At 47.8% G+C, this 14962-nt stretch carries 15 protein-coding genes; 1 reads left to right on the forward strand and 14 read right to left on the reverse strand.

Annotated elements, in window-relative coordinates:
- Positions 1–6 precede the first annotated feature (6 nt).
- Entirely contained in the window at positions 7–1179 is a 1173-nt protein-coding gene (locus FC83_RS09040) for an MDR family MFS transporter (protein ID WP_152537674.1), read from the reverse strand.
- A 218-nt stretch (positions 1180–1397) separates the two neighbouring features.
- Here FC83_RS09040 and FC83_RS09045 point away from each other — a divergent pair, with 218 nt between their 5' ends.
- Positions 1398–2792 carry an MFS transporter gene (locus FC83_RS09045; RefSeq protein ID WP_035450972.1) on the forward strand — a complete coding sequence of 465 codons (1395 nt, stop codon included), beginning with the start codon at positions 1398–1400 and terminating at the stop codon, positions 2790–2792.
- A gap of 125 nt (positions 2793–2917) precedes the next feature.
- Here FC83_RS09045 and FC83_RS09050 read toward each other — a convergent pair whose 3' ends face one another.
- From FC83_RS09050 to FC83_RS09110, 13 genes are all read right to left on the reverse strand, one after another.
- The gene (locus tag FC83_RS09050) at positions 2918–3841 is read right to left on the reverse strand and encodes a lactate/malate family dehydrogenase (protein WP_035450969.1); all 924 of its coding nucleotides are present in this window, start codon (positions 3839–3841) and stop codon (positions 2918–2920) included.
- Between the two features lie 82 nt (positions 3842–3923).
- Positions 3924–4922: a hypothetical protein gene (locus tag FC83_RS09055; protein WP_035450966.1), complete on the reverse strand. Its 999-nt coding sequence runs from the start codon at positions 4920–4922 to the stop codon at positions 3924–3926.
- An 11-nt stretch (positions 4923–4933) separates the two neighbouring features.
- Positions 4934–5974, reverse strand: coding sequence for an ABC transporter substrate-binding protein (locus tag FC83_RS09060; protein WP_035451076.1), 1041 nt, complete (start codon positions 5972–5974; stop codon positions 4934–4936).
- Between the two features lie 20 nt (positions 5975–5994).
- The gene (locus tag FC83_RS09065; protein ID WP_035450964.1) at positions 5995–6774 is read right to left on the reverse strand and encodes an ABC transporter ATP-binding protein; all 780 of its coding nucleotides are present in this window, start codon (positions 6772–6774) and stop codon (positions 5995–5997) included.
- A complete protein-coding gene (locus FC83_RS09070; protein ID WP_035451073.1) occupies positions 6775–7752 on the reverse strand; it encodes a FecCD family ABC transporter permease in 978 nt (325 codons plus the stop codon).
- A 54-nt stretch (positions 7753–7806) separates the two neighbouring features.
- Positions 7807–8991 (reverse strand): nitrate/nitrite transporter, encoded by a 1185-nt coding sequence (locus FC83_RS09075; protein WP_057002673.1) that lies wholly within the window; start codon positions 8989–8991, stop codon positions 7807–7809.
- An 8-nt stretch (positions 8992–8999) separates the two neighbouring features.
- On the reverse strand, positions 9000–10055 hold the full coding sequence (moaA, locus tag FC83_RS09080; protein WP_082622583.1) for a GTP 3',8-cyclase MoaA: 1056 nt from the start codon (positions 10053–10055) through the stop codon (positions 9000–9002).
- Between the two features lie 14 nt (positions 10056–10069).
- Positions 10070–10321 carry a MoaD/ThiS family protein gene (locus FC83_RS09085; protein ID WP_057002674.1) on the reverse strand — a complete coding sequence of 84 codons (252 nt, stop codon included), beginning with the start codon at positions 10319–10321 and terminating at the stop codon, positions 10070–10072.
- Positions 10308–10727 (reverse strand): molybdenum cofactor biosynthesis protein MoaE, encoded by a 420-nt coding sequence (locus FC83_RS09090; protein WP_035450960.1) that lies wholly within the window; start codon positions 10725–10727, stop codon positions 10308–10310. Before FC83_RS09090 ends, FC83_RS09085 begins: the two co-directional genes overlap by 14 nt.
- A 198-nt stretch (positions 10728–10925) precedes the next feature.
- On the reverse strand, positions 10926–11606 hold the full coding sequence (locus tag FC83_RS09095) for a CPBP family intramembrane glutamic endopeptidase (RefSeq protein ID WP_057002675.1): 681 nt from the start codon (positions 11604–11606) through the stop codon (positions 10926–10928).
- A 26-nt stretch (positions 11607–11632) separates the two neighbouring features.
- Positions 11633–12397 (reverse strand): CPBP family intramembrane glutamic endopeptidase, encoded by a 765-nt coding sequence (locus tag FC83_RS09100; RefSeq protein ID WP_052004449.1) that lies wholly within the window; start codon positions 12395–12397, stop codon positions 11633–11635.
- A 121-nt stretch (positions 12398–12518) separates the two neighbouring features.
- Positions 12519–13712, reverse strand: coding sequence for an amidohydrolase family protein (locus tag FC83_RS09105; RefSeq protein WP_235184187.1), 1194 nt, complete (start codon positions 13710–13712; stop codon positions 12519–12521).
- A gap of 111 nt (positions 13713–13823) precedes the next feature.
- Complete coding sequence (locus FC83_RS09110) at positions 13824–14876, reverse strand: substrate-binding domain-containing protein (protein ID WP_057002676.1); 1053 nt, start codon at positions 14874–14876, stop codon at positions 13824–13826.
- Between the last annotated feature and the right edge of the window lie 86 nt (positions 14877–14962).

The following is a 14962-nucleotide window of genomic DNA, read 5'->3' on the forward strand; positions in this document are numbered from 1 at the left end:
GTGTTTTTATTGGTGTGCGGTAATGCGCCGGTTTAAAAGATTAAAACCTGCTAAGAAAATCATTAAGCCAATGATACACCCTAAAAACAAGAGATGGTAGGAGGATCTTTCAATCACCTGGGCCCCGATCAACGGTCCCACGGCCCGACCAAAGGAAGCCGTACCGCTGACAATGCCTTGAAATTGGCCCCGCTGGGAATCTAAGACCAGGCCATCCACATAAGTGGAGACCCCGGGAAAAGCTAAAATTTCCCCTAGCGTCAACACCCCCATGGCTAGTAGGAAATGCCAGTACTGGCTGGCCAGCAGCAATATGCCAAAGGAGCCGCCAAACAATAAGAAACCTACGTTTAGCCGTAACATCATATGATCTGACAGCCAGCGGTCAAAATGGGCCAACAGCGGCTGAAAGAGTACGATGACGATGGCGTTAAAGGTCCACACAAAGGTATAATCCTTCACGGACATGCCGTGGCTGACCATAAACGCGGAGATATTACTTTGCCATTGTTCATAAACGATCCAAGAAATCACAAAGACAGCTAACAGGCCTAAAATCTTGTGGGCATTGGCGGGGGCCAATTGCTCGCTGCCCTTGGTGCGTTTGGTACGCTTCTTGGTGGTGGTGACCCGGTAGAATACCGCGGCCACCCCTAAGAAAATCACAAATAACAACGCCGCCAAGGCAAAGATCCATTGAATCCCGTAAGGCAGGACAAAGCCCACGATCAAAGTACCAATAACTAGACCTAAATTACTCATAAAGTACAGGACATTGAAGACGTAGCTGGCCGGGCGACTTTCCACCAAGGTGGCAAAGGCATTGATGGTGGTCCCCACGATACCGTTACCAAAACTCAAGATGATTAAGAAAATGGCATAACTGGGCCAACCGTGAAAGAATATCAAAATAATACTGGAAATCACATTAATGGTGATCCCCACCAAAATGGTCCGATAGGGCTGCCAGCGGTCAAATAAAAAACCACCTACGTAATTGCCAATGATCATCACAATGGAGTTGATGAACAGGACAATCCCGGCAGCGGTCAGGGACTCATGAAGATACTCATGCATGTAAATCGTCGTCAGTGGCCAGATGAAACTAATGCCGGTATTGGTCACTAAAGACCCCAATAACAGCCATTTTAAAGATAGCCCCTTTGTTTTAGAAGCCAAGAAATCCCCTCCCAAATTTGTGCATAAAATTGTGTTTATACCGTATATTCTCAAAGCTGACAAGCTACGTCAAGGCCTTCTCATGGCCTTCTTAGAATTGGCTGATAACCCGATCAGAAAACCATTGTACTTCAGTTTTGGCAATGCTACGATAGACCTAAATAGTTTCCAAAGAAACGATATTTTGGCGACTGCCAAAACATGAGGAGATGGATTTATTGGCAGACAAACCAATCACGCTACAAACCAAACTCGCCATTTTAGCCACGGGCTTGTTATCTTTCACGGGTATTTTAGTAGAAACCTCCCTGAACGTCACCTTCCCCACCATGGCCAAGCAGTTCAATACGGCCTTGGGGACGGTGCAGTGGCTGACCTCGGGTTATTTATTGATGGTGACCATCGTCATGAGCACCACGGCCTTTCTCATCAAGGCTTTCAACACCCGGACGCTTTTTCGCACAGCCATTATCGCCACGCTGTTGGGCACCAGTTTAGCCAGTGTGGCCCCCAGTTTTGGGCTGTTAATGGCCGGGCGACTGTTGCAAGCCATCGCCACAGGCTTGTCCACGCCCTTGATGTTTCATGTTATTTTAGCCTTGATTCCAGAAAATCGTTTAGGTGTGTACATGGGCTTTGCCAGCATGATCACTTCCTTTGCCCCAGCCCTGGGACCTACATATGGCGGCATCTTAAATTACTACTTCAGCTGGCGGATGATTTTCATCGCCATTCTGCCGGTCATCATCCTGGTATTCTTCTTAGGGGACCGCAACATTCGCCTGGTGGCCGCCCATACCAATGGTAAATTCGACCTGGTAGGCACCACCTTGTTAGCCCTGGTCCTCTTTGGCTTTATCGAAGTCTTTGCCCAGGGCGGTCGCCATGGCTTTGTCAGCTGGCCTTTAGGGGTGACTTTGGTCCTTAGCCTGGGCTTCTTAGTGGTCTTCTTATACCATGTGAGCCATGGCAAAAATCAAATTTTAAACTTTAGAATTTTGACCAACCCCATCGTGTTATTGCGGGCCATCAACTTTTTCTTGCTGCAATTCATGAACATCGGGATTTCCTTTGTCATCCCCGTCTTCGTGCAAAACTACCTGGGGACCAACTCCATGATGTCCGGCTTGATCCTGTTACCCGGCTCTTTGATTGGCGCTTTGGTGTCCCCAGTAGCCGGGACCATTTACGACAAACACGGGGCGGCCATCACTTTATATATCGCCAATGGCTCCATGTTTATCGGGGCTTGTTTGTTTGCTAGCTTCACCCATGACCTGAGTCTGGTGGGTATCACCTTGATTTATATCTTCATGCGCTTTGGCTTTAATTTTGGCTTTGGCAATATTATGTCTGACGCCAGCCTGCAAGTGCCCGTCAGTGCCAAGGCGGACTTAAATTCCTTGTTTAATACCCTGCAGCAATACGCCGGCTCCCTGGGGACGGGCGTGTTGTCCGCGGTCATGTCCGCCACCAGTTTACACACAGCCAACAAAGCTGCCGTGGCCTGGGGGGCGCAAAAAGATTTCATCATTCTCAGTGTGCTGAGTTTAACCTGCTTGGTGGTCACCGTGATCGCCCTTCGCTTCAAACACCGACAGGCCACAGTTTAATCCTTGGTTTTATAACAGTCACTGCTTTGAAACAGCCAAATTCAGTTTCAAAGCAGTTTTTTTGACCCCAAAACAAAAGAGCTAGACTCTTGACAGTCTAACCCTTCAGTCAGTTCTATTGCACGTTATGCTTGCACTTCCGTCGCCTTCATGGTGGCTAAGTTATGTTGAATGGTTTTCGCAGTGGCATCATACTTGGCTTTTTCAGCAGCGGTCAAGGCCATTGGCGGATTGTCCACCACACCCTGGGCCCCAATAGTAGCCGGGTGGCCCACGCAAACCCCATAGTCGGGGTCAAAACAAGACACTGGGAAGATGCGCTTGGCGTCACTGCAAATGGCCTCGGTTAATTCCATGGCGATGGTGGCAATGCCAAAGGCGGTGTAGTGTTTCTTGTTGAAAATCTTCCAGCCCCCTAGCCGGGCGGCTTCAGATAAGGCATCTAAATCTAACGTTTTGATCTCGGTAATAGGCTTGTTGTTCACCCGGACCGTGGACCAAGCGGTAAATTGGGATTCCCCATGTTCACCCATGTTAAAACCCCGGACATCGGCCACATTGACGTTGACCACTTTAGCCACGGCCCGGCGCATGCGGTATGTATCTAAGGCTGTCCCAGTCCCAATAATTTGGTTTTGGGGCAACCCTAGGTTTTCGGACCAATAAGTGGTGGCCACATCACAAGGATTGCTGATATCGATCAACACCCCGTGGAAGCCAGACGCTTTTAGTTGGGGTAATACCTCCACAATGGCCTGTTTGGTGGTGCGGATCTCGCTGGTCCGATCGCCACCTAAAATAGCACTGATATCCCCGGCACAAAAGACCACCACATCGGCATCTTTTAAAGCCGCATAATCGTTATGAATGATTTTGGTATAGGTCGAAAGCCCCCCCAAAGCATCCGTCAGGTCGTAACTTTCGGCCTCTGCTAAATCCTCATCCTTGTCAAAAATCACTAAGGTATCCGCGATACCCTTCGTGATCATGTTAAAGGCCGTGGTAATCCCCACGTGCCCTAACCCAATAATACCAATTGTTCTTGCCATAATAAAAAGCCTCCTAGCTTCGACATGAGTTTATTATAACAAAAAAATTAGAAAGCAGTGCTAAAAAACTGCTCAGACTGGGTTATTTCACATCAAAATCAAAAATCATGGTTAGGATTTCTTCATTTAATGGCAGGAAAATGTGATCAAAGATTTTGGACATATCCGGCTTTAAGTTGGCTTTAGGGTCTTCACTGATTTGTTGGGAGTCCTTTAGTGCCCGTTGGCGCATTTGGGTCACCAATTGATCCTGGCGATGATTCAAAAACTTGGTGAGTTTGGGATGACTATCCCCATACTTGTGCAAATAGTAGTAATAAAGTTCATAAAAAGTGTTATCTAATGTCCAATAATAGGTGGTGCGGTAATGGGCATCACTGAAGACTTGGCTGAAGGGCTTAGCTTGAACCAATTCACTTTGCACGAAGCTAGCCGCCGAACGGACAATATTCATCACTTCATGGGAGTCACTCATGTATTTGGCAAACTGGTCCACTTCATTTTCCGGCAGCTCAAAACCCACTTTATCCGCCCGTTGCTGGGTATCTAGTGTACTTAACTGTTGTTGGAAATCCGCTTCCACCTGTTGGCTGTCCGTGATCAAGGTGCTTAACATTTGGGCCATAGTGGCATCACTTTTAGCCAGATCAGCTTTGATGGCTTGCCACAGGGGTTCAAAGGCCCCGGCAAAGTCTTGCTTCAATTCCAATTGGGAAGCTACAATGGTGTCTTGCGGTTTTTCGTCACTGGTATGGGAAATATAGCGCACCGCCAACGGCCAAACCATGGTGGCATCATCGGACAAATGGTCGTAGTCCAAATCTTGGTTAGGTCCATAGGCTTTCACCGCGTCAAAATCCATCAGGCCTAAAGGCGACACAATGATCTCCGCCATGGTGGTCATGATGGATAAAGCAAAATCCACGTCTTTAGGAGCTTGTTTAAACAAAGCTTGGAGCGTTTCAAAGACCTTCTGACGGGTTTTAGCGTCATCATAGGGCACCGCGTACATGCCGGAAGTTTGAATTGAGACCTCATCGAAATCGATGTTCACATAGGTTTTTGCGTTAACAGTTAACATACTTTACCTCACTAGGCTTTGGGATTTTCACCGGCTAAAATCTGTTTAGCTTCGGTGGTGGTTAATTTGTAATTATAGTACTTATTATAAAAGGCTTTGGTTTCTTTGACCATATCCACGTTAGCCAGGGCCTTAGGGTGGAGTAATTTACCAGCCCAGAGGACTTGTAAGGCTTCTTCGGCACTGTAACGATCCCATGGGAAAGTACCTTGGGGGTTGCCGTAGACTTTGTTATTTTTCACCGCTTTTAATTGGGCAAAACGAGAGTCATTCTTCAAAGCTTGGCGGGCGGCAGTGGTCGTCGTTTGGCCAATAATAATCACATCAGGATTAGCTTTGACAACTTGTTCCATGGTGGTTTCGATCATATTGCCCTTTTGTGTTAAGGCATTCTTGCCCCCGGCATTTTTGATCCATTCGTTGACGATGGATTGGGTGCCATCAACTTTCAGCAAATCAGCGGTGCTGACAATATGTAGGACAGTTGGTTTTTTAGCTTTAGCCACTTTCTTTTGAACGTAACTGATGTTGCCCTTTAATTCTTTGTTATATTTGGCAGCGACTTTCGGGGCATTGCCACCTAACACTTTAGCCGTGGTGGTCACGGATTTTTGTAAACCGTTGAAGTCTTGGTACATGACGTTGACGGCTGGGATATTGGCTTCTTTAGCCTTGGCCACAGTTGGGGCATCAGAGGCTAGAACCACGTCGGGTTTGGTTTTGACCAGTTCTTCCACCTGCAGATCCGTGCCATTGTATGGGGCCGTCACTTTTTTAATGCCGGGATAAACTTGAGCAAACCAGGGTTGTTTTTGAATCATTGGGGTGGTGGCCACTAGCTTCTTTTGACCCCCTAATAATAAGACCACCTGGTTGTTGGCGTGCCATAAATCGGCCACTCGATTGACTTTGTTGGGTACGGTGACTTTGGCGCCGGTTAAATCCGTCACCGTCCGGGTGGCTTTGGCAGCTTGAACATTGCCGGTGCCAGTATTCGCCGCAAACAAGCCAACCATCCCAATAGCTAATAACCATTTTAGTGCGTGCTTCATCTTCATGTTAAATCTCCTCCTCATAAGGTAATCATGCACACCAGCCGTTGACAGCTGGCCACATATTCCACGTGCAGATTGGTGCCGTAAATCTTACTGAGCTTTTCACTGTTGATCATTGCCGCCATATCACCCACTTCCAAATGGCCGGTACGATCCACCAAAGCCACTTGATGTTTTAACAAAACGGCTTGATTGGGGTCATGGGAGGTCAACACGATCCCCAGACCCTGATCAGCCAGTTGTTGCAATAATTTAAGGATTTGAACCTGATTGCGATAATCCAAGGCTGCGGTAGGTTCATCCAGGAGCATGATTTGTGGGGCCTGCATCAAGGCCTTGCCAATGGTCACCAGTTGCATTTGCCCGCCGCTGAGGCTTTGGCATTCCCGATTTAACAAGTCACTGGCATTTAATTCCCCCAAAACCTGTTGGGCCTGGTGATAATCGGCTTCCCGGGGTTTTTGAAACAACCCTAACTGAGCGGTTTTCCCTAACAATAAATAGTCTAACACTGTATAGGGCAAGGCACCAATGCTGGTCATTTGGGGCACCAGGGCAATGGCTTGGGCCCGCTTAGCTGGGGGCAATTGGCTGACATTTTGGTGGTCCAGTAAAACCGAGCCGCGCACCGGGGTCAATAGCCCACATAGTAGTTGTAACAAGGTGGACTTCCCCACCCCATTGGGTCCCAGGATGGTGGTGATCTGCCCGGGATTGATGGTTAAGTTAACGTCTTTTAAACACAGCTTGGCCTTGGTATACCCGTAGGTCAAGGCTTTGGTGGCGAGTGTAGGCATCTATAGCCGCCCCCTTTGTTTGAACAAAATCCCAATAAAGAATGGGGTCCCGATCAAGCCGGTTAAAATCCCCAAAGGAATTTCCCCTGGAGACAGGGTCCGGGCTAAGGTGTCGATCAACAACAAGAACAACGCCCCTAATATACCCATCAGCGGCAGGGCCCGTTGGTTGTTTTGTTGGGTGAGTAATTTGGCGATGTGGGGGATGATCAAGCCCACCCAGCCAATGGTGCCGGCAATGGCCACGGCCGCCGCCGTCAATAGGGTGGCACATAAAATCACGATCATCCGTTCAAATTTCAAATTCACCCCGGTGGCTAAGGCTTCCGTGGGGCTTAGGGACAAGACGTTTAAGCGAAAGCGCAGGGCCAATAAAATCCCCCCGGCAATGACAAACACCGGCAACGTGGCCAACAGGGTTTGGTAATTCACCTTGGCCAAGCTGCCCAATTGCCAATAGACGATATCTTGCAGTTGGCTTTCCGGGTCGGCTAAATATTTTAATAACCCCAAAATGGCGGTCATAAAGCCCCCCACCACGATCCCGGCCAAGACCAGGGTCAAATTGTTACTGCTTTTCAGTAAAGCGGGCACCATCATGGTCAAAGATACGGTGATAATCCCGGCCACAAAGGCACAAATTTCAATGGCGATAATATTACCGTGGGCTAAAATGGCCACCGCGGCCCCCACGGAGGCCCCGGTGGTGACCCCCAATAGATCTGGAGAAACCAAAGGATTTTGGAAAATACTTTGATACGCCCCTCCAGATAAACTCAGGCCGAAGCCAATCAAACAGGCCCCTAAAATTCGGGGCAGGCGTAATTGCCAAATCACCGTCATAGCAGTGGTGGGGACTTTGGCCAACCAAATGGGATGGGTCAAGGCCTGCCACATGTCCGACCAAGACAACAATAGGCGCCCGGCACAAAGGGCACCTAAAAAAATCATGATCAAGACCACAAAGGTCCCAATCATGATACCGTGATATTTACGTTGTTGCGTGCGATAGTCCAAGTGACTACCCCCAAATCAATTAAAGTCTGAATTGCCTGATTTAATAAAGGCTAGGTACAACACTACCAGACAAACGATGATCATGGCAGTTAAGAAATAAAAGCCCGATTGATAGCTGCCGGTATGTTGCTTGATGACCCCCATGAATAGTGGTGGGAAATAGCCCCCTAAGCCACCGATGGCCCCCACAAAACCAGTGACGGTCCCGGTGTTACCTTTAGAGACAAAGGGTACCATTTTAAAGACCACCCCATTGCCAATCCCGGTTAACAGGGCAATAACAATGATACTGGTCATAAATAAGGCTAAGCTGCCCATGGTCCAAGCTAGACATAGGCTTAAAATGAACATTAAGCCAAACAGGCCTTCCAGTAGTTTCATGGGGTTGACCTTATCAGCCAAGGCCCCACCGATGGGCCGGCATAGGGTAGCCACCGCCGCAAAAGCAGCCGCCCATAGACCGGCGCGCACTGGGGTGATTTTAAAGGAATCCGCCAATAGGGCGGGTAATAGATTGCTTAAAGACACAAATAGACCAAACGTTAAGAAATAAAATAAAGCTAAATACCAAGTGTTGGCTTCTTTAGCCACCACAAAGGCTTGTCCCAGGGTCTTGTCTTTGTTCACAGGCATTTCTTGACACAAAAGATAAAATAAAACGATCATAACGACCAAGAGGATCATTAAGAAATAATAGACCCCACTAAGCCCGAAACCTTGGGAAATTTTAGGCAGTGATAAAGCGGCCACGGCATTCCCAATGTTCCCCATGCCGGCTAGGCCTAACACTAGGCCTTGTTTTTCCGGGGGATACCAGACAGATATGTATGAAATGGCCACCGCAAAGGATGTGCCACTCATGCCCAGTAAGAAGGCCAGAAAAATCAACATGCCGTAAGAGCTGGCATTTAAAGCCATGGGAATAAAGAATAACGGAATCAGGACAAAAATCATTAAGGCGATATAGACCTTTTTGCCCCCAAAACGATCGCTTAAATACCCCATGGGGATGCGCATAATGGATCCCAATAAAACGGGGGTGGCGATCATAAAGGTTTTCTCAGAAATAGTTAGCCCTAAGTCTTTGGTGATTTGGTTGGCCAAAGGTGCTAATGAGGACCAGGCCATAAATGAGACCAGCATGGCCAAGGTCCCCATGACCAGGGCCATCGTTGCTGCAGTTTTACCTTGTTTTGACATGAAAAATGTTAACCTCCAATTTGACTCATATGACGCCAAGTAGGCTGTTTATGAATAATTTGGTCGGCTTGGCTTAACGCCATTTCGTGGTTTTCTGGTTTATTATCTAATGCTTTTTGAATTAGATGATCAAAGGCTTGGTCATCAAAAATGGCCGAGCGGATATTGATTTCTTCATTCCAAAATAAACAAGCTTTCACATAACCATCGGCGGTGATGCGCAGGCGGTTGCAGCTTTCACAGAAGTTGCAGCTAATGGGATGGATCAGACCAAAGCTACCCTTGGCCCCTTTGATGCGGTAATTATCTGAAGGGCCGTTACCGGTCAAAGAATCAATGGGGTCATACTTGAAACCGGCGGCTTTGCAGACTTCAAAGACCCGTTCCAAGCCCAGGTATTCCTTTTTCCAAACGGCTTTGTCAGCGCCAATTGGCATATATTCAATGAACCGGACGTTGACCCGGTGATCTAAGGTATATTTCAAGAAATCAATGATTTCGGAATCATTTTCACCATTGATCAAGACCACATTTAACTTGATAGCCTTATAGCCCAGGTCAGCGGCGGTTTGAATCCCCGCCATGACTTGTTTGATATTGCCGCCCCGGGTGATTTCCTTGTAGCGGTCGGCTTTAAAGGTATCTAAGCTAATATTTAAACGGTCTAAGCCAGCCGCCTTTAACGCCGCTGCTTTTTTAGGCAGGTACAGCCCATTAGTAGTGGCGGCCACGTCATCAATGCCGTCGATGGCTTTGATCCGCCGGACAATGTCCACAATATCCGTGCGCACTAAGGGTTCGCCTCCGGTGAGGCGAATGCTGTGGATACCGTGGCGGGCAAAATTCTTCACCAACTGGACGATTTCATCTTGGGACAAAACCTTATCACTTGGGAAAAATGGCAGGCCTTCTTTGGGCATACAGTAAACGCAACGCAGTGGACAGCGATCGGTGACCGAGATGCGGATATAATCATGGACTCGACCAAATTTATCCTTTAACACAGCAGTCTCGTTGGCATCAGCTTGACCTGTTAATGGTACTGAATCTTGTAATACTTCCATGTAAATCCTCTTTTCTAGCCACCACTAACGGGTGGGATCAACGCATATTCATGAGTTTCAGTGATATCTAACACAGCTTCTTCGCCCACAAAGGCTTCATCCACTGCCAAGCGCACCGGCGGTAAGTAAGCGGCCACCACCGGGTAAGCCCCGGCCACGGCTTGCTTCAAGTCAGCGGTTGTGGGTGTGTCGTTGGCAAAAGCCACTTCTATTTCGTTGGCGTCCACCATTTCTTGTAGATAGGCGAATAATTTAATTTTTATCATCAGCAATGCCTCCCCAGCGGGTCCGGTCGGTATCGAATTCTTCTTTCCAAATTGGCACATGTTCTTTAATGGTATCCATGAGATACGCACATTGTTTAAAAGCGGTTGCACGATGGGCTGAAGCGACCCCCACAAAGACGGCGGCTTCGGTGAGCTCTAAATGACCCAAACGGTGCACTAGTACCACGCGACTGCCCGTGGCTTCAACTTCATCGGCCAAGCGTTTGAGCTCTTTTTCCGCCATGGTTTCATAAGCCGAGTAGCTGATGGATTGGGTCTGGATATCATCCGTCCACTCCCGTACTGTCCCCACAAAGGTTACAATACCACCATATTGGGCGTCAACCAAGCGTTGGTTCAAATCTAAAATGTCGATGGGTTCTTTGGTCAATGCGATATAGGCCAAGCACGCCACCTCCTATCGAAAGTTTATAGCTTCACAATAATATACCCCTATTATGACATATTAATTGAGAATTGCTATCAGTTATTTCCCTAATTGAAGAAATATTTGCTGTGATGCAGAATTTTTTTTAGATACCGAGCCAAAAAGGCCCGGTCATCGCCTTTTGGGCGCACCGGGTCGCGTTTAAAAATTAGCCTGTTAAGCCATCACAAACGTCAAGATGAACATGATCACGGCGGCAAAAACTTGCACGAAATCAAAGAGAAAATGGGTGGCAATATTTTGCCAAATATTTTGCGATATCCAATAGATTACCGAGAAGACCGCCCCAATGACCATGTAAGGGATCATTTGCAGCACATACCCGCCGAAATTGTTCCAGTGGCCTAAACCAAAGGCCACTGCGGAGACCACAAACATCACTGGGGTCAGCAAGCCCCGGTTACGCCACTGGTAAAATAATACATAGCGGAAAACAATTTCCTCAGAAAACGGCGCCATCAAAGCCGTAAGACTGCCAATCAAACTTAAGGTCGCCGTACTTTGCGCACTTAACAGCATCGCTGCTGGCATGAAGGGCTGCAAGCCCAGGCGCACCAAGGATAAAACGCCATATAAACCAATCGTTAGCAATACGGCAATCCCTAAATTGCGCCAAAGATGGGCCCGAAACTCAGGCCAATCGGCTTTTAAAACGCCCCCATATAAATAAAGCAGCGCTAACAACCCCACTAAAAATATCAACACCGTCACACTGACCTTGCCCAAATCAGAAGGTATCTTGGTGGTCAACGTTCCCAAACTCAATTCAATAATTGGTACTAAAATCGCCACGATCGTTTTGACCGGGCTAATCGCAATTCTGCCGTGATCCGTCATGCAATTCACTCCCATTTTTTCACTAATCAAATGACTTGGCGCCGAATCTTTCTGGCCCATAGCCAAAAGCCCAAGCCAGTAAATATCCCAAAATAAAGTACAGTCGTCCAAATCCCAGAACTGGCCTGATTGCTCATGGTCCCAAAGGCGATTTGATCAAAGGCAGTCACAACAGCATGGGCCAAAATCGGCAGCCACAGACTGCCACTGATAATATAAATAATCGCCAAAAAGAAACCCCCCGCGAAAGCATAGATCACCTGTAAGCAAGTACTGACTAATGAATTCGAATTGCCCAGGAGATTGGTCAAATGGGCCAAGCCAAAAATCGCGCCACTGGCTAACGCCGCCAACAAAGGCGTCACTTGAAATAACTGGCGCAGGCCATTGACCAACAAGCCCCGAAACACATATTCTTCTAACATCCCCACCGCTAGGCCAATTCCTAAGGCCAATAACACGTTAGTCCCGGTCCAATCAAATTGGGTGGGTAAGGTGCTGTCCCCAATCAAGATCACGACCATCGGCAGCAATAATACCAGCTGTTGGCGTTTAAACCCGTGTAAACCCACAGTGATCCGCAAATAAAAATGATTGAAAATCAGCCAAATCAAACAAGTTACTAAAGCGCCCACAATTGTGGTCACACTGGGGAACAGCAGGTGAGCAGCCGACATCCCGGCAGCATAAACCAAAATTCGGCCGAAAACACCGCCAATACTCACAAAAACCATGGTTAAAACCAATAAGCCCAACATAAAAAATGGTAACTGCTTCCGAATGCCTGGCACCGCCTTCCTTAATGATTATAATAAATTATATTATATCGTCGTCAGCTAGCTTTTGGTACTAACAGAATTGTCAGATGCCACAAAAAAAACCCTCTGCCAGCTGCAGAAGATTCAAGTTTGATCAAAGTACCCGTTGTCCCCGTAAATAACTGGCCTGTACCGGCTTTTGGCGGGCCACAAACTCAGCGGTGGAACTGGCGTCAACTAAAGTGAAGCTAGCGGGCATCTCTGGTTTCAGCCAGCCCTCTGGATCGATCACCGGCGTATCTGTGACTAAATCCAGTGCTTCGGTCAAATCAATTTGGGATGTTTGTTGGAAAATCTCGGCAAAGCGATTCAACTTGGTCATGATGTCCCCATCCCCAAAGGGTGACCAGCAATCATAAATATTGTCACAACCTAAGAACACGTTGACCCCCGCGTCCCGCAATTCCATTAAAGGCGGAATGTGGAAATCCAGCGGCACACTGGAAATAATTGTGATGCCATTGGCCGCTAATTGGGGGAATAGCTCCGCCCGCTCCCCAGGATCCAGGTCCCGTAAGCCATAGGCATGGCTCACCGTGACTTTGTTTTGCCAGCCAGCAGCTTGGGTCAATGCTAAGATCTTTTGGAAAGTCTCCCGGGCAGCATCCCCCCGCTCGTGGATATGGATATCAATGGGCGCATCAAATTCCACGGCCAAGTCAAAGGTTTGCCCCAAAGACCGGTCTAAATCCTGGTCCAAACTCAAAGGGTCGACCCCCCCGACGATGGTGGCCCCATTTTGCAAAGCCTTTTTCATCTCAGCATAAGCCTTGGATAGCAAAAGCCCGTGTTGGGGGAAAGCCACTAATTCGTAATCAAGTTTGCCTTGATAGTCGGCCAAGACTGCTTGGGCCTGTTCCAAATACCGCTGCCCCACTTTGGGGTGAATATCGATATGGGAACGGAAGCTAGTCACCCCATGGCCGAGCTCTAAGTCGATCAAGTTTTTCATCCGACTGGCAAAGCTTTGGGGCAATTTTTCCAGATAAGCAAATTCTTTATTGAACCGTTCCGTGATATTTTCGGCGGTCTCAATGGGATACCAAGGTACCCCTAGCTTGCTCTTGTCAAAATGACAGTGCATTTCCCGTAATTGGGGCACTAATAAAGCACCCTGGCCGTCAATGATCTCAGCCCCAGGCAGGGAATCGGCGGGGTCCAGCAGCTTTTGTACCTTCCCCGCTAAAATCCAGACATCCCTGGTGATGGTTTCAGTGCGGTCCGTGAAGCCATTGGTGGTGTGGTAACCTGTCTCCAGGCGAATATTTTTCAGTCGTTTACCTAGCAAAAAAATACCTCCTTTAAGGTGAATTGCGCTTACTATAAGCTTACCTGCAAAAACGAGAAATGTAAACGTTTACGAAAATGTCGTACTGCAAAACTGCCATTCCCTGCAGTTTTATGATGAGCGCTTGGGGTCAAAAGTCTCCCGATATTTAACTTCACCGGGCAAGATGACCCGAGTGGTCCAAGTCTTGGCCGTTGTATCACTTAAGGTCTTGGCATGGATCACCGCCGCCGCCCCCAGTTCGGCTTTGGGCAACCAAGCCGTGGACAGCGCCGGGGTCAAAAATTGGGCAAAATCAGCATCATCATAACTCACCAAGAAAATATCCCGGCCCACAACTAAGTGATGCTCGGCCAAACTCTTCATGACCCCGATGACAAACAAAGAATCGGAAGCCACCACAATGGCTCCTAGATTGGCCCCATTTTGGGCTAATAATTCATCACAAGCCAGTTTCGCCGCCGTATTGGACCAAGCGGTCTGTTTAAAAAGTTGTTTTTTATGATGTATTTCCACCCATTCCCGATAAGCCAGGGTCCGGGGATCCTCAGCCCCATCCAAACGACTGCCATCCAGCTGTAGTTCGATCCGCGGACCATTTATCAGGGCGATATCTTTGGTGGTATGGGCGGCCAGGGTGTCTAAAATAGCCTTGGTGAGTTCGTCGAAATTCGTGCTGACGATATCCACACTGTTTTCAAAATAACTCCCCCCGTCAACCACCAAAATATTGGGGTTGGCTTGTTTGAGTTGGCGGACACTATCCAGGCTGGGTGTGCCCACGATTAAAACCGCATCATAGGGGGCAATGGTTTCCGGGTCTAAGCCATTATTCATATCAATGACTTGGTCAATGGCAATATTTTCTTTTTTGGCCTGTTCGGAAATGCCTAAACGCACTAAGCGCCAATATTCATCTTTGGCTTCTTCTTCCGGGGTATGGGTATTGAGCACGATAAAATGCCGCACAGGCGGTAATTTTTTTTGTTTAGGTGCTGTTTTAGTCTTTTTTTGCGGTAATTGGTAAGCCATTTCCCGGGCAATTTTTTGAACTTTAAGACGGGTGGCTTTGGAAACTGAACTTTGTTGTTCGGGATTTAAAGCCCGGGAGACGGTGCCCGGTGACACTTGGGCGGCCTTGGAAATATCTCTGATCGTTGCCATTGGCGTTTCTCCTTGTTGAATCGATAGTTGTTGCTTTAAACATATCATACACTGCATGCGTGTTTCATTGCAAAGCCTTCTAGCCG

It is taken from the genome of Agrilactobacillus composti DSM 18527 = JCM 14202 (assembly GCF_001436375.1).
Lineage (GTDB): Bacteria > Bacillota > Bacilli > Lactobacillales > Lactobacillaceae > Agrilactobacillus > Agrilactobacillus composti.

Excerpts from the sequence above, each read along its gene's own strand:
- FC83_RS09050 (WP_035450969.1), bottom strand. The coding sequence starts at position 3,841 with ATGGCAAGAACAATTGGTATTATTGGGTTAGGGCACGTGGGGATTACC.
- FC83_RS09055 (WP_035450966.1), bottom strand. The coding sequence starts at position 4,922 with ATGTTAACTGTTAACGCAAAAACCTATGTGAACATCGATTTCGATGAG.
- FC83_RS09060 (WP_035451076.1), bottom strand. The coding sequence starts at position 5,974 with ATGAAGCACGCACTAAAATGGTTATTAGCTATTGGGATGGTTGGCTTG.
- FC83_RS09065 (WP_035450964.1), bottom strand. The coding sequence starts at position 6,774 with ATGCCTACACTCGCCACCAAAGCCTTGACCTACGGGTATACCAAGGCC.
- FC83_RS09070 (WP_035451073.1), bottom strand. The coding sequence starts at position 7,752 with ATGATTGGGACCTTTGTGGTCTTGATCATGATTTTTTTAGGTGCCCTT.
- FC83_RS09075 (WP_057002673.1), bottom strand. The coding sequence starts at position 8,991 with ATGTCAAAACAAGGTAAAACTGCAGCAACGATGGCCCTGGTCATGGGG.
- moaA (WP_082622583.1), bottom strand. The coding sequence starts at position 10,055 with ATGGAAGTATTACAAGATTCAGTACCATTAACAGGTCAAGCTGATGCC.
- FC83_RS09085 (WP_057002674.1), bottom strand. The coding sequence starts at position 10,321 with ATGATAAAAATTAAATTATTCGCCTATCTACAAGAAATGGTGGACGCC.
- FC83_RS09095 (WP_057002675.1), bottom strand. The coding sequence starts at position 11,606 with ATGACGGATCACGGCAGAATTGCGATTAGCCCGGTCAAAACGATCGTG.
- FC83_RS09110 (WP_057002676.1), bottom strand. The coding sequence starts at position 14,876 with ATGGCAACGATCAGAGATATTTCCAAGGCCGCCCAAGTGTCACCGGGC.